The organism is Streptomyces sp. HPF1205, from assembly GCF_020400825.1.
Classification (GTDB): Bacteria; Actinomycetota; Actinomycetes; order Streptomycetales; family Streptomycetaceae; genus Actinacidiphila.
The window spans coordinates 44,119-65,275 of the sequence record NZ_JAINVH010000017.1; the positions used below are offsets into that span (position 1 = coordinate 44,119).

Below are 21,157 nucleotides of genomic sequence, written 5' to 3' on the forward strand. Positions count from 1 at the left end.
GGCCGTGGAGGCGGCGGTGTCCGCGGAGGCCGCGCGAGCCGTGGAGGCGGCGGCCGCGCAGGGCGGTCCGCCGCAGGAGGGGCCGCCGGCCGACTGGACGCGGGCCGAGCGGCGGATGTGGCGGGCGTTCGTGGCCGGGCGGACCTGCGACCTGCGCACCGGACGCGCCGAGGAGGACGATCCGCTGGACGGGCCCGAGTGGCCCGAGGAGCGCACGGTACGTGCCAGGTCCCTGGCCCAGCTCCTGCTCAACCCGCCGCCGCCCGTCCCGGGCCGGGTGGCCGCGCTCAAGCTCGCGGGCGTGCGGATCAGCGGCCGTCTGGCGCTGTCCGGCGGCACGGTCGCACCGTACGTGCAGTTCGACGACTGCCGCTTCGACGACCAGGTGATGCTGCACGAGGTCAGGGCGAGCAGCATGCGGCTGGTGCGCTGCCTGATCCCCCGCCTGGAGGCCGCGCGGTTGCAGGTCACCGGCGACCTGCACCTTCCGCAGTGCCTGGTCCCGGGCGGGATCCGGCTGTCGGACGCGCAGATCGGCACCGACCTGCTGCTCAACCAGCTCGTCGCGCGCCGCGACCGGCACGACCAGGCCATCGCGGCGGACGGACTGGTCGTCGGCCAGGACGTGGAGGCCGAACTGATGGAGCTCAGCGGCGAGCTGAGCCTGCGCAGCGCGCGCATCGGCGGCCGGCTGAGCCTGCGCGGCAGCGTCCTGCGCAACCCGTACGGCCGCTACGCGCTGAACGCCCCCCGGGTCACCGTCGAGCACACCCTCTACCTGAGCGCCGGGTGGAACCCCTACGGCGGCTCCCCCGGCGACACCTCGCCGCCACCGGGTGTGGACACCAAGGACTTCGTGTGCGAGGGCGGGCTGCGGCTGGACGACGGGCGGTTCGGCAACGCGGTGATCATCCACCGGGCCCGGTTCCGGCTCGGCGAGGAGCAGCAGGTCTCGCTGCGCCGGATCCAGACCCCGGAGCTGCGCTACACACCCGGCAGGCCGCCGACCGGCGTGGTGTCGCTGTCCGGCGCGCGGGTCGGCAAGCTCGTGGACGCCCCCAGCGGCTGGCCGACCACGCCCGGCCGGCTGAGCCTGCGCGGCTTCGTCTACGACGGCCTGGCCCCTGCCGAGGAGTTCCCGCTGCGCGCCCGTATCGCCTGGCTGCGGACGGCCACCCCCGAGTACAGCCCGGAGCCGTACGAACGGCTGGCCGCCGCCTTGCGGGAGAGCGGCGAGGGCGACGAGGCCCGGGAGGTGCAGCTGGCCAGGCAGCGCCGCCGCCGCGAGTCCCTGACGCTCGCGGGGCGGATCTGGGGGTGGCTGCAGGACGTCACGGTGGGCTACGGCTACCGGCCAGGGCGGGCCGCGGTGTGGATGGCGGTGCTGTGGGCGCTAGGCGCCGTGTACTTCGCCGGGCGTTCGGCGCCGCCACCGGCCGACTCCGGCGGCTACCAGCCGCACTGGAGCCCGGCGCTGTACGCCCTCGACCTGCTGCTGCCGGTCATCGACCTCGGCCAGGACAACGCCTGGCGGTGGACCGGCACGGCTCAGTGGGTCGCCTCGGCGCTCACCCTGCTCGGCTGGATGCTCGCGACCACCGCCGCCGCGGGCGCCAGCCGCCTGCTGCGCCGCGGGTCGTGAGGTGAACCGCGGGTCGTGAGGGGCACCCGTGCACACGGGGGCGGCGGGGGCGTGGTCGGTGCCGAGGTCCCGTCCCGCGGCGGGGCGCGCGGCCCTTACGCTGCTCGGTGTGACTCGTCTTCCGCTCTTCCCGCTCGGAGCAGCGCTCTTCCCCGGCCTGGTGCTGCCGCTGAACGTCTTCGAGGAGCGGTACCGCGCCCTCGTCCGCGACCTGCTCGCACTGCCCGAGGACGCCCCCCGCCGCTTCGGGGTGATCGCCATCAGGAACGGCCTGGAGGTCGCCCCCACCGGGCAGGAGGGCCGCGCCACCGGGCCCGCCGCGGGCCTGGGCGACGAGCCGATGGAGGCGCTGTACGGCTACGGCTGCGTCGCCGACGCGGCAGGCATCGCCGAGCGCGAGGGCGGCGGCTACGAACTGGTCGCGACCGGGGTCACCCGTTTCTCGCTGCTGTCCCTCGACGTGTCCGGCGAGTACCTCACCGGCGAGGTCGAGGAGGTCCCGGAGCGGACGGGCACGGGCGCGGGGGCGCTGGTCCCCGAGGTGACGCGGGCGTTCACCGCGTACCAGAAGCGGCTGGCCGGTGCGCGGGAGCGGACGCTGTCGGCGCAGGAGTTCCCCGACGACCCGACCGTGCTGTCCTACCTGGTGGCGGCGGCTGTGATCGCGGAGACCCCGGTCAAGCAGGGCCTGCTGGAGACGCCGGACACGGCGGCGCGGCTGGGCGCGGAGCTGCGGCTGCTGCGCCGGGAGAGCGCCCTCATCGACAAGCTGCCGTCGCTGCCGGCGGTGGACCTGGCGCAGCAGGCGGTGAGCGCGAACTGATGGCCAGGAAGTCACGGGCCGGCGGCGGCACACCGGCGACCGTCGCCCTGGAGAAGGCGGGCGTGCCCTTCACCGTCCACGCCTACACCCACGACTCCGCCTCGGGCCTGCCGTACGGCGAGGAGGCCGCGGCGGCCCTCGGCGTCCCGGCCGACCGCGTCTTCAAGACGCTGGTCGCCGATGTCGACGGCGCCCTGACCGTGGCCGTCGTCCCGGTCTCGGCGAGCCTGGACCTGAAGGCGCTGGCGTCTGCCGCGGGCGGCAAGCGGGCCGCGATGGCCGACCCGGCCGCCGCGGAGCGCTCCAGCGGTTACGTGGTGGGCGGCATCTCGCCGCTGGGCCAGCGCAAGGCCCTGCCGACCGTGATCGACGCCTCGGCCCTCGCGCACGAGACGGTGTTCGTCTCGGCCGGCAAGCGCGGCCTGGAGGTGGAGCTGGCGCCCGCGGACCTGCGCGCGCTGACCTCGGCGAGGACGGCGCCGATCGCGCGGGCCTGAGGCCGGCGCACGCGCACGGCTACTCCTTGGGCGCGGGTTCCCGCGGGTCCCGGTCCCGGTCCTGGTCCGCGTCCCTCGGCCCGAACACCGAGGTGAGCGCCAGGTGCGCGAGCATCGCGGCCGCCGGGAACGCCACGAGGGCGCTCTTGGCCCGCAGCTCCAGCGGCCCGTCGAACACCACCTTCGGCCCCACCGCCTTCGCGTGGGCGACGATGTCGGTGGTGGGTCCGAGCGCGAGGCCCAGCCGCCAGCCGATGACGGAGGCGAGCGCGCCGCCCACGGCGAGCCCGAGGACCGGCCCGATGCCGCCCTTGCGGTACCGCAGGAAGACCACCGCGGCGCTGAGCACGCCGAGCGCGGCCGCGATCAGGATGAACGTGCCGTCGCCCCCGACCGCCTCCTCGCCCTCGGTGTCCTTGAGGTAGACGGCCTGTCCGTCGGAGACCATGGGGATCCGCGGCGACAGCCACAGCCAGACCAGCCCGAGGGCCACGCCGGTCACCGCGACGAGCAGGGCGACCAGCAGGCCGCGGACGGTCTCCTCGCGTACGGACATCCGCTCGTTCCCGGGCGCGCCGGGATCCCCGTCCGCACCGGGGTACGGCGGGAGGGACGGCGGCTCGTCATGCGGCGTCAGGGGAGCTGTCACCCGCCCATCGTGCCAGGTGCCCGCGGCGGGCGCGTCACCGGCAGGCCGCCCTGCGGTAGGCCCAGGTGGCCACGGCCAGCGAGCAGACCCCGACGGCGGCGCACACCGACAGGTCGGCGCCGACGGCGGCCCAGTGCGTGGCCCCGGAGCCGAGGGTGCGCGCGAGGGCCTCGACGCCGTACGTGGAGGGCAGCGCGTCGCGGGCCCAGGCCACGGGCGCGGGCATGTGCGAGGCGGGCAGCACGCCGAGCAGGAGCGCCGCGGACATGCCGAGCTGCCCGAACAGCGTGGCGATCTCCTGCCGGGGCGCGAGCAGCCCGAGCGCGGCGCCCAGGCCCGACAGCGCGGCGCCGGCGAGCGGCACCACGGCGACCAGCACCCACAGGTTCACCAGCGTGAGGTGGAACAGGACGCATCCGGTGACGGCGGTGACGAGCGTGCCCGGGACGGTGAACGACGCGTAGGCGGCGGCCGCGCCCAGGACGACGGCCGCGGGCGGCACCGGCAGCGTGGCGTAGTGGTCGAGGCCGCCCGAGGCCCGCAACTGCCCGAAGTACTGGGCGAGCAGGTTGAGCGCGACGAAGGCCACCACCAGGACGCTCGATCCGGCGACGACGGACCGGGCGGCCTCGCCGCCCCCGGCGTGCACGACCCCGCGCATCATGACCATGATCCCCACCGACTGGAAGGTGGCCACGAACAGCAGGGGGATGCGGGCCACCCGGGCGCGGGAGAGCTGCGCGCGGTAGACGGCGGCGAACGCCGGGACCAGCCGGGCCCGCGGCGCCAGCTCGGCCGGCGGGGACGGCGGCCGCTCGGCGGCGGCCGGCCCGCCCCCGGGCCGCTGTACGGCGATCGTCACGTCTTCACCAGACCCTTCCCCCGTCCCCCGAGTGCCAGGTAGACATCTTCCAGGCTGGGCATGGCCAACGTGAAATCGTCCAGCGCGGCGAACGCGGGCCCCCCGGTCACCTCGGCGACCGCGGCCCGGGCCCGCTCCTGCGGCAGCCGCAGCGTCCAGCGCCGGCCGGACACCTCGGCGTGCGGGCGCAGGGCGGCCACCGCGGGCAGCCCCAGCGGGGCCTCGTCGCGCCACACCAGGTCCAGCCGTACCTCGTCGGCCACCAGCGCGCGCAGCCCGGCCGGGGTGTCGCAGGCGATGACCCGGCCCCGGTCCAGGACGGCGACCCGGTCCAGGACCGTCTCGGCCTCGATGACGTTGTGCGTGACCAGCAGCACGGTGGTGCCGTGCTCCGTGCGGCGCCGGTCGACGGCGGCCCACACCGCGCGCCGGGCGACGGGGTCCATGCCGGTGGTGGGCTCGTCCAGAACGAGGACGGGCCGCTCGCCGACGAGGGCCGCCGCGAAGCAGGCGAGCCGCCGCTGGCCGCCGGACAGCCGCTTGAGCGGACGTCCGGCTATCGGGCCCAGGTCCAGCTCCTCCAGGACGGCGTCGCGAGCGGCACGGGCGGCGGCCGGGTCCAGGCCGCGCAGCCGCCCCGTGGTCTCGGCGGCGAGCGCCACGGTCAGCTCGTCCAGGGCGGTGGACTCCTGTCCGAGGTACCCGATCAGCCGCGCGGCGCGCTCGGGGTGGCGCACCAGGTCGTGGCCGAGCAGGTCGATGGAGCCGGCGTCGGGGCGCAGCAGGCCGGTGAGCTGGCGCACCAGCGTGGTCTTGCCGGCGCCGTTGGGGCCGAGGATGCCGAAGAGCTCGCCGCCCAGGATCGTGAGGTCGACCCCGTCGTTGGCCCGCACCTCGCTCCCCCGGGACCGCCGGCGTCCGCCGCCGGCCGGGTAGGTCCTGACGAGCCCGCGCACCGTGCAGGCCGCCGCGCGGCCCGGCCCGGCCCCCTGGAGCGTCGTCTGCGCGTTCGTGCCCGTGCTCACGGTCATCGAGGGTACGCGCCCCGCGGCCCTGCGGCCTTCGCGGGGTTCGCCGGGGAGCGCCCGGGGCGCTCAGCGGCCCTCGCCCGCCTGGTCCGCGGACGCCTTGCCGTCCACCTCGCGCCAGAAGCCCGCCCGGATCGCGTAGCGGTCCTGCTCGTCGATCTGGTCGTCCTTGTGCGCCAGGAGGCCGAAGCGGGCGGCGTAGCGCAGGAGCTCGCCGTCGATGCGGTGCGGGACGCGGGGGTAGTGGGAGGAGAGCTGCTGGATGAGGGCCGGGTCGCCGACGCGGGCGATCCAGCGGCGGGCGAAGACCTGGCCGACCTCGTAGGGGTCGCCGCTGACGGCGGTGATGTCGGCCTCGCGGTCGGCCCAGCGCTGCTCGGCCGTGGTGAGCTGGGCGAGGGTGGGCAGGCCGCTGGTGTCGGCGGCGTCGGCGGCGCGGTCGGTCCAGCTCTTGTCGGAGGACCAGCGCAGGGTGGCGCCGGCCGCCTGCTGCGGCGGTTGCGGGGCGTGCGCGCGGCCGAGGTCGGCGAGGTCCTTGGGGGTGGGTACGGCCCTGCCGGCCGGGCCCGCGGGCGCCGATCCGTTCTTGGCCGGGTGTGCCGGGTGGTGGGGAGCCGGCGCGGGCGGGGGCGGCGGCGCGGTGGTCTCCGGCAGCGGCGCGGCCAGGATCGCGGCGATCTCGGGGCGCGGCCCGGGTGGCGGGCAGAAGCCGGCGGCGTCGCGGGCCCGGATGGCCGCGGTGATCCACTCGCGGTCCAGCACCCGCCGCTCGTCCGCCTCGGCCACCAGGTCCTCGGACTGGTTGTAGTCGCCGTCGGCGGCCTGCACGGCCCACAGGTGGACGGCGACGCCGTGCTCCTTGGCGGACATCATGCCGGGCAGCAGGTCGCCGTCCCCGGTGACCAGCACCACGTCGGAGCAGGCGCGGTTCCTCGCCAGCTCGGACAGCTCGGCGTGCATGGCGGCGTCGACGCCCTTCTGCGCCCACCTGCCGTCCGTTCGGGTGAGTGCGCCCAGGCGTACGGTCACTCGGGGCATCACCCGCAGCCGGCGGTGCTCGGGTTGCGGAACGCGGTCGGGCGCCCCGTCGAACCAGTAGATCCGCAGCAGTGGCCGGCCGGTCTCGTCCTCCGCGCGTCGGCGCAGGCCAGCGACCACGGCGGCATGATCGACGGTGATCCGGGACCGCGACGGCTCACCCGCCAGCAGGCTCGCCGCTGCGCCCAGCAGGTATCCGGCGTCCACCAGGACGACGCAGCGGTCCATCGCGCACCTCTTCCGGTCGTCCCCCGGCAGTGACTTCTCGAAGGCTTCCCCCGAGTCTGCCCGAATGCTCGGGGGTTATGACCGTGAACGCGATCTTCGGCGTGGCGCGGCTCACGTTTTTTCCGGCCCCCACTGCCCAACTGCCCGAAATGCGTGGTTCGTACTCCCATGCAAGCCTGAATGCGGCCCCCATCGGCCAGCATCCCCTCACTAGGAAGGCACGATCGTGGCTAAGAACAAGAACCAGAACCGTCAGCGTGATCAGCGCGGTGAACGCCAGCGCCCGCAAAGCCCGGAGCCGGTCGGCGCACCGCCCGCCGAGGACCACATGATGCCCGCCGCCACTCAGGCGCCGCGCCGGCAGCAGAAGCGCTTCGGCCACAACTGATCGCGTCCCGCTCGCGGTTCGCCACGCGGGGGTGCCTCTTCGGGGGCACCCCCGTTAGCACTCCCCGGGTCCCGCGCCGGTCGCGCCGGCGCGGGACCCGGTCTCAGCCGGCCTGCTGGCCCGCTCCCAGGCACGCGGGCCCCAGCAGGGCCTTGAGGTCGCCGAACAGCGAGGGGTCCGCGGTCACCCGGTGCCGGTCGAGCCGCAGCACCGTGGTGCTGCGGACGCCCTGCAGCCGCACCCGCACCTCGGTGTTGCCCCGGTGGCTGTCCAGGACCTCGCCGAGCCGGGCCACCAGCGGCGGGGTGACCTTGACCGTCGGGATGGAGATCATCACCGGCGCGTTGGCGCCCACGTCGGACAGGTCGGGGACCGCGAGCTCCATCGCGACCAGCCGGGGCACGTCCTCCCGCTTGTCCAGCCGGCCCTTGACGAACACCACCGCGTCCTCGACCAGTTGGGTCGAGACCAGTTGGTAGGTCGCGGGGAAGAACATGCAGTCCACCGAGCCGCCGAGGTCCTCGACGGTGGCGATCGCCCAGGCGTTGCCCTGCTTGGTCATCTTGCGCTGCAGGCCGGAGATGATGCCGCCGATGGTGACGACGGCGCCGTCGGCGTAGTCGCCGGCCAGCGCGGCGACGGAGGCGTCCGCCTTGTCGCCCAGCACGTGCTCGATGCCGAAGAGCGGGTGGTCCGAGACGTACAGGCCGAGCATCTCTCGCTCCTGGGCGAGCAGGTAGGTCTTGTCCCACTCGATGTCGGAGAAGACGACATCCATGCCGAAGGCGGGGCCGTCGTCGGCGTCGTCCTCGCCCATGCCGCCGAAGAGGTCGAACTGTCCCTCGGCCTCCTTGCGCTTGACCTGGACCACGTTGTCGATCATGGTCTCGAAGTGCTCGGTCAGGCCGCGCCTGGTGTGCCCCATGGTGTCGAAGGCGCCGGCCTTGATCAGCGACTCGACGGTCCGCTTGTTGCAGACCACCAGCTCGACCTTGTCCAGGAAGTCGGGGAACGAGGCGTACCGGCCCTTGGACTTGCGCGACTTGACGACCGAGTCGACCACGTTCTGCCCGACGTTGCGGACCGCGGTGAGGCCGAACACGATCGTGTCGTCCCCTCGGGGTGTGAAGTTCGCGTTCGACTCGTTGACGTCGGGCGGCAGGACCTTGATGCCCATGCGGCGGCACTCGTTGAGGTAGAGCGCCATCTTGTCCTTGTCGTCCTTCACCGAGGTGAGCAGGCCCGCCATGTACTCGGCCGGGTAGTTCGCCTTCAGGTACGCCGTCCAGTACGACACCAGGCCGTACGCCGCCGAGTGGGCCTTGTTGAAGGCGTAGCCGGCGAAGGGGACCAGGACGTCCCACACGGCCTGGATGGCCTCGTCGGAGTAGCCCCGCTCCCGCATGCCCGCCTGGAAGGGGATGAACTCCTTGTCGAGGACCTCCTTCTTCTTCTTGCCCATCGCGCGGCGCAGCAGGTCGGCCTGGCCGAGCGAGTACCCCGCCAGCACCTGGGCGGCCTTCTGCACCTGCTCCTGGTACACGATGAGGCCGTAGGTGATGTCCAGGACCTCCCGCAGCGGCTCCTCCAGCTCCGGGTGGATCGGGGTGATCTCCTGCTGCTTGTTCTTGCGCAGCGCGTAGTTGATGTGCGAGTTCATACCCATCGGGCCCGGCCGGTACAGGGCCGAGACGGCGGAGATGTCCTCGAAGTTGTCGGGCTTCATCATGCGCAGCAGCGAGCGCATGGGGCCGCCGTCGAACTGGAAGACGCCCAGGGTGTCGCCGCGGCTGAGCAGCGCGTACGTGTTGGGGTCGTCCAGCGGCAGGGACAGCAGGTCGATCTCGACGCCCTTGTTGGCCTTGATCGACTTGACCGCGTCGTCCATGATCGTCAGGTTGCGCAGGCCCAGGAAGTCCATCTTCAGCAGGCCGAGCGACTCGCAGCTCGGGTAGTCCCACTGCGTGACGACCGCGCCGTCGTTCTTCGGCGAGAAGATCGGCACGTGGTCGATCAGCGGCTCGGCGGACATGATCACGCCGGCCGCGTGCACGCCCATCTGCCGGACCAGGCCCTCGATGCCGCGGGCGGAGTCGATGACCTTGGTGACGTCCGGCTCGTTCTCGTACATCGCGCGGACCTCGGCGGCCTCGCTGTAGCGCGGGTGGTCCTTGTCGGTGATGCCGGACAGCGGGATGCCCTTGCCGAGGACGTCGGCGGGCATGGCCTTGGTGATCCGGTCGCCCATGGAGAACGGGTAGCCCAGCACCCGGGCCGAGTCCTTGATCGCGGCCTTGGCCTTGATGGTGCCGTAGGTGGCGATCTGCGCGACCTTGTCGGAGCCGTACTTCTCCGTGACGTACCGGATGACCTCGCCGCGCCGGCGCTCGTCGAAGTCGATGTCGACGTCGGGCATGGAGACGCGCTCGGGGTTGAGGAAGCGCTCGAAGATCAGCCCGTGCGGCACCGGGTCGAGGTCGGTGATGCCCATCGCGTACGCGACGATCGAACCGGCCGCGGAGCCGCGGCCGGGGCCGACCGCGATGCCGTTGTTCTTCGCCCACATGATGAAGTCGGCGACCACCAGGAAGTAGCCGGGGAACCCCATCGTGATGATGGTGTCCATCTCGTACTCGGCGAGCTTCTGGCGGTCCTCGGGGACGCCGCCCGGGTAGCGGCGGGCCATGCCGCGGGCGACCTCCTCGCGGAACCAGGAGACCTCGTCGTACCCCTCGGGCACGTCGAAGCGCGGCATGAGGTTCCGGAACTGGAACATGCCCTCGGTGTCGATCCGGTCGGCGATCAGCCGCTGGGTGTTGCGGCAGCCCTCCTGCCAGGCGTCGGAGGAGTCGATCGCGTACATCTCGGCGGCCGACTTCAGGTAGTAGCCGGAGCCGTCGAACTTGAACCGGTCGGGGTCGGAGAGGTTGGAGCCGGTCTGGATGCACAGCAGGGTGTCGTGGGCGGCGGACTCCTGGGCGTACGTGTAGTGGGAGTCGTTGGTGACGACGAACGGCGCCTTGAGCTTGCGGGAGATCTCCATCAGTCCGTCGCGGGCCCGGCGGTCGATGTCGATGCCGTGGTCCATGATCTCGACGAAGAAGTTCTCCTTGCCGAAGATGTCCTGGTACTCGGAGGCGGCCTTCAGCGCCTCGTCCATCTGCCCGAGCCGGATCCTGGTGGACACCTCGCCCGACGGGCAGCCGGTGGTGCCCATCAGGCCCTCGGCGTACTCGCTGAGCAGCTCGCGGTCCATCCGGGGCTTGCGGAAGTAGCCCTCGAAGGAGGCCCGGGACTGGGCGCGGAAGAGGTTGTGCAGGCCGGTTTTGTCGCGGGCCCAGATGGTCATGTGGGTGTACGCGCCGGCGCCGGACACGTCGTCGTTCTTCTGGTGCGGGGCGCCCCAGCGGACCGGCTTGGTGTACCGCCGGGACTCGGGCGCCAGGTACGCCTCGATGCCCATCACCGGGGTGACGCCGGCCGCCTTGGCCTGGTGGAAGAAGTCGTAGGCGCCGTGCAGGTTGCCGTGATCGGTGATGGCCACGTGGGACATCCCCATCTCGTTGCACGCCTTGAACATGTCCTTCAGCCGCGCCGCCCCGTCCAGCAGCGAGTACTGGGTGTGGACGTGCAGATGAGTGAAGGGCTGGTCGGTCACGGGCGGCGACTCCTCCGGCGAGCACGGTCTTTTGTTGGCGGCGCTGGCGAGTCTACGACCCGGGTACGACAGCCGGGCGCGGCTCCCCGCGAAGGCCGGCCGGGGCACGCGTCCCGGGGGCGGCCGGGCTCACAGTCCGGCGAGGAAGTCCAGCGCGGTCGCCCAGGTGCGCTCCGCGGCCTCGGCGTCGTAGTCGGGCAGGTCCGGGTCGGTGTAGAGGTGGCCGGCGCCGCGGTAGCGGTGGACCTCGACGTCGGCGCCCGCCCTGCGCATGCGCAGGTACCAGGCGTTCAGCCAGTCGTCGGGCTCGAAGGGGTCGGGGTCGGCGACGTGGAGCTGGACCGGGATGCCGGTCGCGGCGTCGTCCGCGATGTCCGAGGTGCCGTGCAGCAGGAGCAGCCCGCGGGCCTTGTCGTCGCCGAGGGCGAGGTTCTGCGCGATGGACCCGCCCAGTGAGAAGCCCGCGTAGACCAGGCCCTTGTCGGACAGCGGGGCCGATGCGGCGACGGCCCGCCGCAGCAGTTCGTCGCGCCCGATCTCGTCCTTGATCCGCAGGCCCTCCTCCGCGTCGTCCGTGGTGCGGCCGTCGTACAGGTCGGGCACCTCCACCGTGTGACCCGCGTCACGCAGCCGCTGGGCGGCCGCCCGGACGGCGGGCCGAAGTCCGTACATGGAATGGAACAGGACGATCGTCACAGGGCTGTCCTCGTGTCGGGTCGGGTACGCGGACCATGGTGCCAGCCCCGGAGGGAAAGACGAGGTGATCATGGAGAGCGCGCTGCGACCGGTACTGGTGATCGGTGCGTCCGTCCTGCTGACGCTGATCGTCGGCTGGGCGGTGGACCGATCCTTGCGGGCGGTGGACGGCCGCCACCCGGAGACGCCGCTGTGGGGGCTGCTGCGCCGCTGCCGGCTCCCGCTGCAGGTGGTGCTGTGCGCCGCGCTGCTGCGCGGCGCCTACCGGGCCGCTCGCGTCTCCCACGGCCACTCGGCCGCGGTCGGCCGGTTCCTCACCCTGGTGCTGATCGCCGCCTCGGCCTGGCTGGTGGTCAGGGTCGCCGCCGCGGTCATCGACTCCTCGTTCGCGCGCTATGCCGCGACCTCGCGCAACATCCCGAAGATACGCAGGCTGCGGACCCAGTCGACGCTCATCCAGCGGGTGTTCACCGCGATCGTCGGGGTGATCGCGATCGCCTCGATGCTGTTCACCTTCCCCGAGATGCGTACGGTGGGCGCCTCCATGCTGGCGTCCGCGGGCATCATCGGCGTGGTCGCCGGTGTGGCCGCCCAGGCCACGCTGGGCAACCTGTTCGCCGGGCTGCAGATCGCCTTCGGCGACGTGGTGCGGATCGGCGACACCGTGGTGGTGGACGGCGAATGGGGCGTGGTGGAGGAGATCACGCTGACCTATCTGAGCGTGCGCACCTGGGACGAGCGGCGGATCACGATGCCGGTCTCGTACTTCACCAGCAAGCCGTTCGAGAACTGGTCGCGCGGCGACCCGCGGATGACCGGCACGGTCTACTTCCACCTCGACCACGCCACGCCCGTCGACGCGATGCGCAAACGGCTGCTGGAGATCCTGGAGCAGACCACGGAGTGGGACCGCAGGGCCTGGGGCCTGGTGGTGATCGACACCACACCGACGACGATCCAGGTGCGTGCGCTGGTCACCGCCAAGGACGCCGACGACATCTTCAACCTGCGCTGCATCGTGCGCGAGCAGCTCATCGACTGGCTGCGCTGCGAGCACCCGTACTCGCTGCCCCGGGTGGCCACCGCGCCCGCGCCCGGCCGTTTCCACGAGGGCCAGGACCGGGAGGCGGCGCCCATGCCCGAGGCCAAGGACCTGGGCCCGGGGCCCGGCGCGCGTTGATCCGGCCCGCCTCACCGTCACCGGCCCGGCGCGGGCCGGATCAGCCGCGCATCGACCGCAGGTCGAGGTGGCGCAGCACCCGGTCGACGACCTCGGGGTCGTAGCCCGGTTCGCTGCGCGCCGCCAGGACCTCGCTGCGGGCCGCGGAGAGCATGTCCTCCTGGATGCGGCGGAGCACCCCCAGGCGCTTGAGCCGTCGGGCGTGGCTCTCCCTGCGCTCCTCGTCGACCACGTCGTGCGAGATACGGGCGCCCAGGTCGAACGCGCTGCGGTGCAGCATCTCCGTGACCTCCTCGTCCAGCGGCTCGGAGCGCTCGATCTCCCTCAGCCGGGTCCTGGCCGCGGTCATCGCCCGCAGCGCCAGGTCGCGTTCGAGGTCGTGCTCGGCCTCGATGTCGCCGCTCACCTCCAGCCGCAGGACCAGCCGGGGCAGCGTGAGCCCCTGGCCGACGAGGGTGGCCAGCACCACCGCGAAGGCGATGAACAGCAGTTCCTGGCGGGCCGGGAAGGGCAGGCCGTCGTCGGTGGTCAGCGGGATGGCGAGCGCGAGCGCCACCGAGGCCACCCCGCGCATCCCGGACCACCACATGATGACGGTCTCCTGCCAGGTCATCGGGATGTCCTCGTCCATGTCCCGCAGCCGGTGCAGCTTCCTGGCCACCCAAGCGGCGGGCAGCAGGTACAGCAGCCGCACCCCGGCGACGACCGCGAGCACCAGGGCCGAGTGCCACAGCATCGGCCCCCAGCTCCCGGCGCCGACCCGGAAGACGTTGTGCAGTTCGAGCCCGATCAGCCCGAACGCGATGCCCGTCACCAGGGTGTCGACGATCTCCCAGAAGGTGCTGCCGGCCAGCCGGGCCGTGACGTCGTCGGCGCCCAGGGCGTACTCGGTCAGGAACAGCGCCGTGGTGAGCACGGCGAGCACGCCCGAGCCGTGGAACTCCTCGGCGAGCGCGTACGAGGCGAACGGCACCAGCAGCGACAGTCCGACCTGCAAGGTCGCGTCGCCGACCACGCTCATCAGCTTGTTGGCGCCCCAGCCGAGCGCGAGGCCGACCGCGACGGCGACGACGGCGGACAGCACCAGTTCCAGCAGCGCGTGCGGCACCGAGAAGTGTCCGGAGACGGCGGCGGCCACGGCCACGTGGTACAGGACGATCGCGGTGACGTCGTTGAACAGGCCCTCGCCCTCCAGGATGGAGATCATCCGGCGGGGCAGGCCGACGCGGCCGGCCACCGCGGTCGCCGCCACGGGGTCGGGCGGCGCCACCAGCGCGCCCAGCGTGAAGGCGGCGGCGGGGGTGATGCCGGGCACCACCGCGTCCGCGACCGCGGCGACGGCCGCTGTGGTGACGAACACCAGCGCCACGGCGAGCAGGAAGATGGGCCGCCGGTTCGCCGCGAACTGCCGCCAGGAGGTGCGCTGCACGGCCGCGAACAGCAACGGCGGCAGGACCAGCGGAAGGATCAGCGCCGGGTCGATCCGGACGTTGGGCACCTGCGGGATCAGCGCGAGCACGCCCCCGAACAGGGTCATCAGCACGGGCGCGGGCAGCCCGGTCCTGTCGCCCACCGGCACCATCACGATGACCGCGAGCATCAGTCCGAAGAAGAGCGCGAGCTGATCCACTGCGTCAGCGTGCCACGCCGGTGACCGCGCTCCCGCCGTCAATCGCCGGATACGCCGGTGTTTGTGCGGTGCGTTCCGGCGGGCCGCGCCGCCGCGGTACTAGGCGACCGCGGCGGCGGGCGGCGCGGTCACTGGCTCTCGGCCCGCAGGGTGTCCAGGGCGTGCTGCAGGTCCGCGGGATAGGCGCTGGCCAGTTCGGTCCACTCGCCGGTCGAGGGGTGCTCGAAGCCCAGCCGCACGGCGTGCAGCCACTGCCGGGTCAGCCCCAGGCGCTTGGCCATCGTGGGGTCGGCGCCGTACGTGAGGTCGCCGACGCACGGGTGGCGGTGCGCGGCCATGTGGACCCGGATCTGGTGGGTGCGGCCGGTCTCCAGCTTGACGTCGAGCAGGCTGGCCGAACGGAACGCCTCCATCAGGTCGTAGTGCGTCACGGACGGCTTGCCGTCGGCGGTGACCGCCCACTTGTAGTCGTGGGTGGGGTGGCGACCGATCGGCGCGTCGATGGTGCCGCTCAGCGGGTCGGGGTGGCCCTGCACCAGCGCGTGGTAGCGCTTGTCGACGGTGCGTTCCCGGAACTGCTGCTTGAGCGCGGAGTACGCCCGCTCGGACTTGGCCACCGCCATCAGCCCGGAGGTGCCCACGTCGAGCCGGTGGACGATGCCCTGGCGCTCGGCGGCGCCCGAGGTCGAGATCCGGTAGCCGGCGGCGGCCAGGCCGCCGATCACGGTCGGGCCGTTCCAGCCCGGGCTGGGGTGGGCCGCGACGCCGACCGGCTTGTCGACGACCACCACGTCCTCGTCGTCGTGGACGATCTCCATGCCCTCGACCGGTTCGGCGACGATCCGCACGGGCACGGCCGGCGCGGGCATCTCGACCTCCAGCCAGGCGCCGCCGCGCACCCGCTCCGACTTCCCGGCCGCGGCGCCGTCGATCGACACCTTGCCGGAGGCGGCCAGCTCGGCCGCCTTGGTCCGCGAGAAACCGAACATACGTGCGATCGCGGCGTCGACGCGCTCGCCTTCGAGTCCCTCGGGCACGGGCAGGGAACGGACTTCGGGAAGCGTACTCACCCGATCGAGTATGCCGGACCCGGACGGGGTCTCAGTCGCGGTGCCGCGCCCCGTCGGGGTCCACGCCCCAGAAGGACAGCAGCACGATCAGCACTCCGCCGCAGCAGATCGCGGAGTCGGCGAGGTTGAAGATGGCGAAGTGGACGGGGGCGACGAAGTCCACCACCTGGCCGCGGAAGTCGCCCGGGCTGCGGAAGACGCGGTCGGTGAGGTTGCCGAAGGCCCCGCCGAGCAGCAGACCGAGCGCGATCGCCCAGGGCACGCTGTAGAGCCGGCGGGACAGGCGGGCGATCACCACGATGACACCGACGGCGATCACCGTGAAGACGATGGTCATGCCCTGGCCCAGGCCGAAGGCGGCGCCCGCGTTGCGGGTCGCGTCCAGCCGCAGGTAGTGGCCCAGGACGTCGACCGGGTCGTGGTGCTCCAGGCTGTGCACGACCCAGATCTTGGACAGCAGGTCCAGCAGGTACGCGAGGGCCGCGACGCCTATCAGCACCAGGACCCGCCGCTGCTTGCGGAGGGACGGCGGCTCGCCCGCGCCCGGCGCCTCGTCCGGCGTGTCCGGTGTGGTGATGGTGCGCTCCGCTTCCGTCACGTGTAGTCCCTCAACCCTGGTGTCCGTGTGAGAACGAGGGTACGGCACATCCGTACGAAGGTCCGGGTCAGCGCCGCTCCTGCTTCTGCTTGTCGTCCAGGCACAGGGTGGCCCGCGGGAACGCCTGCATCCGCGCCTTTCCGATGGGCCGGCCGCACACCTCGCACAGGCCGTAGGTGCCCTCGTCCAGCCGCTGCAGGGCGTGCTGCGCCTGAGTGAGCGTCTCGCGGGTGTTCGCCGCCAGCGCCATCTCGTACTCGCGGGTGATGTTCTTCGCGCCCGTGTCGGCCTCGTCGCCCGCGCCGTCGCCCGAGTCGCGCATCAGGCCCTGGACCGCCGCCTCGGAGGACTCGATCTCGTCGCGCAGCCGCTCCACCTCTGCCAGCAGCTCGGCCCGCGCCTCGGCGACCTCCTCGTCGGTCCACGGGTCCTCTCCGGGCAGTACGGCCAGCGCGCCCGGCTCCGCGGCGGCCCCGGCCGCGGGCACCTCTGTCTTCTCCGCTTCCACCTTGCCCACTGCCGTCTCCTTCCCCTCGGTACCCCCGGCAGCCGCTTTCCGCGCCGCCCGCGCTTCCCTCCCGGCCTCCCCGGGTGGGACCTTCCCGGCGCCCCGTCCGCCGGCCGCCGCCTTGCGGCCGCCGGCCCCGGGAGCCGCTTCCTTCCCTGCCGCCGCCCCTGCCGCGAGCGCGGTGCCCGCGACCTGGGTGGCCGTCTTCTTACGTGCCGCCGCCTTGGTGGCGGCCTCTTTGGGGGCGGCCTTCTTGGTGGCGCCCTCCTCGGTGGCTGCCCTCTTGGTGGCCGCCTTCTTGGTGACGGCCTTTTTCGCGGCCGCCTTCTTCGCCGCGCTTGTGGTGGCCGCCGCCTTCCTGACCGGCGCTTTCACCGCGGCCTTCTTCCCGGCCGCCGCCTTTCCGGCCGCCTTCTCGGTGGCCGCCTTCTCGGCCGCCGCCTTCGTCGCGGGCTCCGCCTCCCCCGTCGCCGCCTTTCCGGTGACGGCCTTCTTGGCCGCGGTCTTGTATGCGGCCTTTCCCGCTGCCTTGGCCGCTGCCTTTCCCGCTGTCTTTCCCGCTGTCTTCGTCGCGGCCTTCTTCGGGGCCGCCTTCTTCCCCGCCGCCTTCTCGGCCGTGCCCTTCCTGGCCGGAGCCTTCTTCGCCGGAGCCTTCTTCGCCGTCTTGGGGGACGCCGCCGGGGGCTCCGGCACCTGCTCGGCGGCGGGGACCGCAGGCACCTTCTTCCGGGAGCCGCCCGCCGCAGGCGCCCGCTTCTTCACGACCATGGCCGCGCCACCTTCACATCAGTGATCTTGTTCGCGAATCGTGCCGGAAACGGTAAATCGGCTCCCGACCCGCGGCAATGCGGGCGCGCTCCTTGGCCGGCCCTCCGCCCGGGGGCGAAGAGGCCTGCATCCGTTGTGCCCAGCTCTCCGCCAGGTATTCCTGCAGGTGACCGCAACCATGCGCGAGCGCGTCCATTAGGGTCAGCCGGGGCGGGCCCCGGCGCACGCCCGCCGCGCCCGCGCACGGCCGCCCCCGGCACCGATTCGTTCGGAGCCGTCCGCCGCGCCCCGTACACTTGGGCGCAGCGAAAGGCGTGGATGGGACGAGTAGCGCCGCACGCAGCCATGAGCGACCCGGGGACGGTGGAAGCCCGGGGGTGTGCGCGACGTGAAGATCACCCCGGAGCCGCCGGAAGAAAGCCGTGGCCGGGCGACAGCCGGGCCCGCGGCCGTAGAACCGGCTTCGCGCAGCCAATGAGGGGGCGGGGCGCCCGCGAGGGAGCAGCCGCCAAGGAGGGTGGTACCGCGGGAGCGCGCGCGTTCTCGTCCCTCCGACGGAAGTCCGCGACAAGCGACGAGCGTCCGCCGGAGGAAGAGCGCCGATGAGCCAGCCCCAGTACCGCCAGGTGCCCGCCCAGGTCGACCTGCCCGCCCTCGAACGCGAGGTGCTGGCGCTGTGGAGTGAGCGCAAGACCTTCGCCCGCAGCGTGGAGCAGACCCGGGGCCGCCCCGAGTGGGTCTTCTACGAGGGCCCGCCGACCGCCAACGGCATGCCCGGCGCCCATCACATCGAGGCGCGGGTCTTCAAGGACGTCTTCCCGCGCTTCAAGACCATGCAGGGCCACCACGTGACCCGTAAGGCCGGCTGGGACTGCCACGGCCTGCCGGTCGAGCTGGCGGTCGAGAAGGAGCTGGGCTTCACCGGGAAGCAGGACATCGAGGCGTACGGCATCGCGGAGTTCAACGCCAAGTGCCGCGAGTCGGTGACCCGGCACACCGACGCCTTCTCCGAGCTGACCACCCGTATGGGCTACTGGGTGGACCTCGACGACGCCTACCGCACCATGGACCCGGAGTACGTGGAGTCGGTGTGGTGGTCGCTCAAGCAGATCTTCAGCAAGGACCTGCTGGTCCAGGACTACCGGGTGGCGCCCTGGTGTCCGCGTGACCAGACCGGCCTGTCGGACCACGAGATCGCCCAGGGCTACGAGACGGTCGTCGACCCCTCGGTGTACGTCCGCTTCCCGCTGACCTCGGGCCCGCTGGCCGGGCAGGCGTCCCTGCTGGTGTGGACCACGACGCCCTGGACGCTGGTGTCCAACACCGCGGTGGCCGTCCACCCGGACGTCACCTATGCGGTGGCCACCGACGGGAACGAGCACCTCGTGGTCGCCGAGCCGCTGCTCGACAAGGCGCTCGGGATGGGGGCACCTCCCGGGCCCCTGGGCCCAGGGGGAGGATGGACCGCGACCGGGCAGACCTTCACCGGCCGCGACATGGAGCGCTGGACCTACCAGCGGCCGTTCTCCTTCGTCGACATCCCGGACGCGCACTACGTGCTGTGCGCCGACTACGTGACCACCGAGGACGGCACCGGCCTGGTCCACCAGTCCCCCGCCTTCGGTGAGGACGACCTGAAGACCTGCCGCCGCTACGGACTGCCGGTGGTCAACCCGGTGCGCCCCGACGGCACCTTCGAGCCGCAGGTGCCGCTGGTCGGCGGGATGTTCTTCAAGAAGGCCGACGAGACGCTGGTGGCGGAACTGGAGTCCTCCGGCAAGCTGTTCCGGCACGTTCCGTACGAGCACAGCTACCCGCACTGCTGGCGCTGCCACACCGCGCTGCTGTACTACGCCCAGCCGTCCTGGTACATCCGCACCACCGCGGTCAAGGACGCCTTGCTGCGGGAGAACGAGCGGACCAACTGGTACCCGGAGTCGGTCAAGCACGGCCGCTACGGGGACTGGCTGGACAACAACGTCGACTGGGCGCTGTCCCGCAACCGCTACTGGGGCACCCCGCTGCCCATCTGGCGCTGCGAGGAGGGCCACCTGACCTGCGTGGGCTCGCTGGCCGAGCTGTCGGAGCTGACCGGCACCGACCAGTCGGGCCTCGACCCGCACCGCCCGTACATCGACGCGGTCACCTTCCCCTGCCCGTCCTGCGCGGCGACCGCCACCCGCGTGCCCGAGGTGATCGACGCCTGGTACGACTCGGGCTCGATGCCGTTCGCGCAGTGGGGCTACCCGTACCGCAACAAGGAGGTCTTCGAGCGCACGTACCCCGCGCAGTTCATCTCCGAGGCGATCGACCAGACCCGCGGCTGGTTCTACACGCTCATGGCGGTCGGCACCCTGGTGTTCGGCAGGTCGTCGTACGAGAACGTGGTCTGCCTGGGCCACATCCTCGCCGAGGACGGCCGCAAGATGTCCAAGCACCTGGGCAACATCCTGGAACCGATCCCGCTCATGGAGCGGCACGGGGCGGACGCGGTGCGCTGGTTCATGGCGGCCGGCGGCTCCCCGTGGGCGGCCCGCCGGGTGGGCCACGGCACGATCCAGGAGGTCGTCCGCAAGACCCTGCTCACGTACTGGAACACCGTCGCCTTCCAGGCCCTGTACGCGCGCACCTCCGGCTGGGCGCCGTCCGCGGCCGACCCCGCCCTCGCCGACCGCCCGCTGCTCGACCGCTGGCTGGCCGGTGAGCTGGCCGCGCTGGTGCGGGACGTGACCGAGGCGCTGGAGGGGTACGACACCCAGCGCGCGGGCAAGCTGCTGTCCGGCTTCGTGGACGATCTGTCCAACTGGTACGTCCGCAGGTCCCGGCGGCGGTTCTGGCAGGGCGACCCGGCGGCGCTGCGCACCCTGCACGACGTGGTCGAGACGGTGACGCGGCTGATGGCGCCGCTGGTCCCGTTCATCACCGAGCGGGTCTGGCAGGACCTCGTGGTGCCGGTGGCGCCCGACGCGCCGGACTCCGTGCACCTCGCGGCATGGCCGGTGGCGGACGAGACGCTCATCGACCCCGGCCTGTCCGAGCGGATGCGGCTGGTACGGCGGCTGGTCGAACTCGGCCGGGCCACCCGCGCCGAGTCCGGCGTCAAGACCCGCCAGCCGCTCAGCCGCGCCCTGGTCGCGGCCACCGGTTTCGCCGGCCTGTCGGAGGAACTGCGCGCCCAGATCGCCGAGGAGCTCAACGTCTCCGCGCTGGCCTCGCTCTCCGAGGTGGGCGGCTCCCTGGTCGACACGACGGCCAAGGCCAACTTCCGGGTACTGGGCAAGCGGTTCGGCAAGCGGGTCCAGGCCGTGGCCGCCGCGGTCGCCGCCGCCGACGCCGCCGCCCTGTCCGCGGACCTGCGCGACAAGGGCACGGCCACGGTCGACGTCGAGGGCGAGGCCGTCGCCCTGTCCCCGGACGAGGTCATCGTCACCGAGACCCCGCGCGAGGGCTGGTCCGTCGCCTCCGACGCGGGCGCCACGGTGGCCCTCGACCTCGCGATCACACCGGAGTTGCGGCGGGCCGGGCTCGCCCGGGAAGTCATCCGCCTCATCCAGGACGGCCGCAAGAACAGCGGCTTCGAGGTGGCCGACCGCATCCACGTACGGTACGAGGCCGCCGGCGCGGACCTCGCCCAGGCCCTGTCCGCGCACGCGGGGCTGATCGCGGAGGAGGTCCTGGCGGTCGACTTCGCCGGGGGTTCGCCGGACGCGGCCTACGGTTCGGCCTTCTCCGACGAGGGCCTGGGGCTGACCTTCTGGCTGCGGAAGGCGTGAGCGCACAGGGGTGCGGGGTGCCGGCGCGGCATCCCGCACCCCTGCCGGCGTTCCTTGCGTCCACTGGGCGCGCAAAAGGGCCGGGCCCCTGCGGGGAAGGTTCCCCGGGGGCCCGGTCCTG

Annotated in this window: 16 protein-coding genes; 6 read left to right on the top strand and 10 right to left on the bottom strand. The window is 72.8% G+C overall.

Annotated elements, in window-relative coordinates:
• The first annotated feature begins 115 nt into the window (after positions 1-115).
• The 3 genes from K7G61_RS20425 to ybaK all read left to right on the top strand — a co-directional run bounded on the left by K7G61_RS20425 (position 116) and on the right by ybaK (position 2,962).
• On the top strand, positions 116-1,642 hold the full coding sequence (locus tag K7G61_RS20425; RefSeq protein ID WP_225848433.1) for an oxidoreductase: 1,527 nt from the start codon (positions 116-118) through the stop codon (positions 1,640-1,642).
• A gap of 100 nt (positions 1,643-1,742) precedes the next feature.
• A complete protein-coding gene (locus K7G61_RS20430; RefSeq protein ID WP_225848434.1) occupies positions 1,743-2,465 on the top strand; it encodes an LON peptidase substrate-binding domain-containing protein in 723 nt (240 codons plus the stop codon).
• Positions 2,465-2,962: a Cys-tRNA(Pro) deacylase gene (ybaK, locus tag K7G61_RS20435; RefSeq protein ID WP_225848349.1), complete on the top strand. Its 498-nt coding sequence runs from the start codon at positions 2,465-2,467 to the stop codon at positions 2,960-2,962. The genes K7G61_RS20430 and ybaK overlap by 1 nt, the downstream gene beginning before the upstream one ends.
• A gap of 19 nt (positions 2,963-2,981) precedes the next feature.
• On the opposite strand, the gene K7G61_RS20440 is transcribed toward ybaK, so the two are convergent.
• The 4 genes from K7G61_RS20440 to K7G61_RS20455 all read right to left on the bottom strand — a co-directional run bounded on the left by K7G61_RS20440 (position 2,982) and on the right by K7G61_RS20455 (position 6,767).
• Entirely contained in the window at positions 2,982-3,611 is a 630-nt protein-coding gene (locus K7G61_RS20440; protein ID WP_225848350.1) for an ABC transporter permease, read from the bottom strand.
• 34 nt (positions 3,612-3,645) lie between these two features.
• Entirely contained in the window at positions 3,646-4,467 is an 822-nt protein-coding gene (locus K7G61_RS20445) for an ABC transporter permease (RefSeq protein ID WP_374204190.1), read from the bottom strand.
• A 2-nt stretch (positions 4,468-4,469) separates the two neighbouring features.
• Positions 4,470-5,498 carry an ABC transporter ATP-binding protein gene (locus K7G61_RS20450; RefSeq protein WP_374204183.1) on the bottom strand — a complete coding sequence of 343 codons (1,029 nt, stop codon included), beginning with the start codon at positions 5,496-5,498 and terminating at the stop codon, positions 4,470-4,472.
• Between the two features lie 69 nt (positions 5,499-5,567).
• Entirely contained in the window at positions 5,568-6,767 is a 1,200-nt protein-coding gene (locus tag K7G61_RS20455) for an NYN domain-containing protein (RefSeq protein WP_225848351.1), read from the bottom strand.
• Between the two features lie 226 nt (positions 6,768-6,993).
• Between K7G61_RS20455 and K7G61_RS20460 the strand changes: the two genes are divergently transcribed.
• Complete coding sequence (locus K7G61_RS20460; protein ID WP_225848352.1) at positions 6,994-7,155, top strand: hypothetical protein; 162 nt, start codon at positions 6,994-6,996, stop codon at positions 7,153-7,155.
• Between the two features lie 103 nt (positions 7,156-7,258).
• Here K7G61_RS20460 and dnaE read toward each other — a convergent pair whose 3' ends face one another.
• Positions 7,259-10,813 (bottom strand): DNA polymerase III subunit alpha, encoded by a 3,555-nt coding sequence (gene dnaE, locus K7G61_RS20465; protein ID WP_225848353.1) that lies wholly within the window; start codon positions 10,811-10,813, stop codon positions 7,259-7,261.
• Between the two features lie 129 nt (positions 10,814-10,942).
• Entirely contained in the window at positions 10,943-11,509 is a 567-nt protein-coding gene (locus K7G61_RS20470; protein ID WP_225848354.1) for a dienelactone hydrolase family protein, read from the bottom strand.
• Positions 11,510-11,579: 70 nt separating this feature from the next.
• Between K7G61_RS20470 and K7G61_RS20475 the strand changes: the two genes are divergently transcribed.
• A complete protein-coding gene (locus tag K7G61_RS20475) occupies positions 11,580-12,689 on the top strand; it encodes a mechanosensitive ion channel family protein (RefSeq protein WP_225848437.1) in 1,110 nt (369 codons plus the stop codon).
• 40 nt (positions 12,690-12,729) lie between these two features.
• Here K7G61_RS20475 and K7G61_RS20480 read toward each other — a convergent pair whose 3' ends face one another.
• From K7G61_RS20480 to K7G61_RS36515, 4 genes are all read right to left on the bottom strand, one after another.
• Positions 12,730-14,319 carry a Na+/H+ antiporter gene (locus K7G61_RS20480; protein ID WP_225848355.1) on the bottom strand — a complete coding sequence of 530 codons (1,590 nt, stop codon included), beginning with the start codon at positions 14,317-14,319 and terminating at the stop codon, positions 12,730-12,732.
• 128 nt (positions 14,320-14,447) lie between these two features.
• On the bottom strand, positions 14,448-15,389 hold the full coding sequence (locus tag K7G61_RS20485; protein ID WP_225848356.1) for an RluA family pseudouridine synthase: 942 nt from the start codon (positions 15,387-15,389) through the stop codon (positions 14,448-14,450).
• 31 nt (positions 15,390-15,420) lie between these two features.
• Positions 15,421-15,987, bottom strand: a complete 567-nt coding sequence (gene lspA / locus K7G61_RS20490; protein WP_225848357.1) for a signal peptidase II — start codon at positions 15,985-15,987, stop codon at positions 15,421-15,423.
• Between the two features lie 67 nt (positions 15,988-16,054).
• Positions 16,055-17,263, bottom strand: coding sequence for a TraR/DksA family transcriptional regulator (locus K7G61_RS36515; RefSeq protein ID WP_263984619.1), 1,209 nt, complete (start codon positions 17,261-17,263; stop codon positions 16,055-16,057).
• Positions 17,264-17,865: 602 nt separating this feature from the next.
• Here K7G61_RS36515 and ileS point away from each other — a divergent pair.
• Positions 17,866-21,036: an isoleucine--tRNA ligase gene (ileS, locus tag K7G61_RS20500; protein ID WP_225848358.1), complete on the top strand. Its 3,171-nt coding sequence runs from the start codon at positions 17,866-17,868 to the stop codon at positions 21,034-21,036.
• Positions 21,037-21,157 lie beyond the last annotated feature (121 nt).

Coding starts and splice junctions, on each gene's coding strand:
- ileS (WP_225848358.1), top strand. CDS start 17,866: ATGAGCCAGCCCCAGTACCGCCAGGTGCCCGCCCAGGTCGACCTGCCC.
- K7G61_RS20475 (WP_225848437.1), top strand. CDS start 11,580: ATGGAGAGCGCGCTGCGACCGGTACTGGTGATCGGTGCGTCCGTCCTG.
- ybaK (WP_225848349.1), top strand. CDS start 2,465: ATGGCCAGGAAGTCACGGGCCGGCGGCGGCACACCGGCGACCGTCGCC.
- K7G61_RS36515 (WP_263984619.1), bottom strand. CDS start 17,263: ATGGTCGTGAAGAAGCGGGCGCCTGCGGCGGGCGGCTCCCGGAAGAAG.
- K7G61_RS20455 (WP_225848351.1), bottom strand. CDS start 6,767: ATGGACCGCTGCGTCGTCCTGGTGGACGCCGGATACCTGCTGGGCGCA.
- K7G61_RS20425 (WP_225848433.1), top strand. CDS start 116: ATGTGGCGGGCGTTCGTGGCCGGGCGGACCTGCGACCTGCGCACCGGA.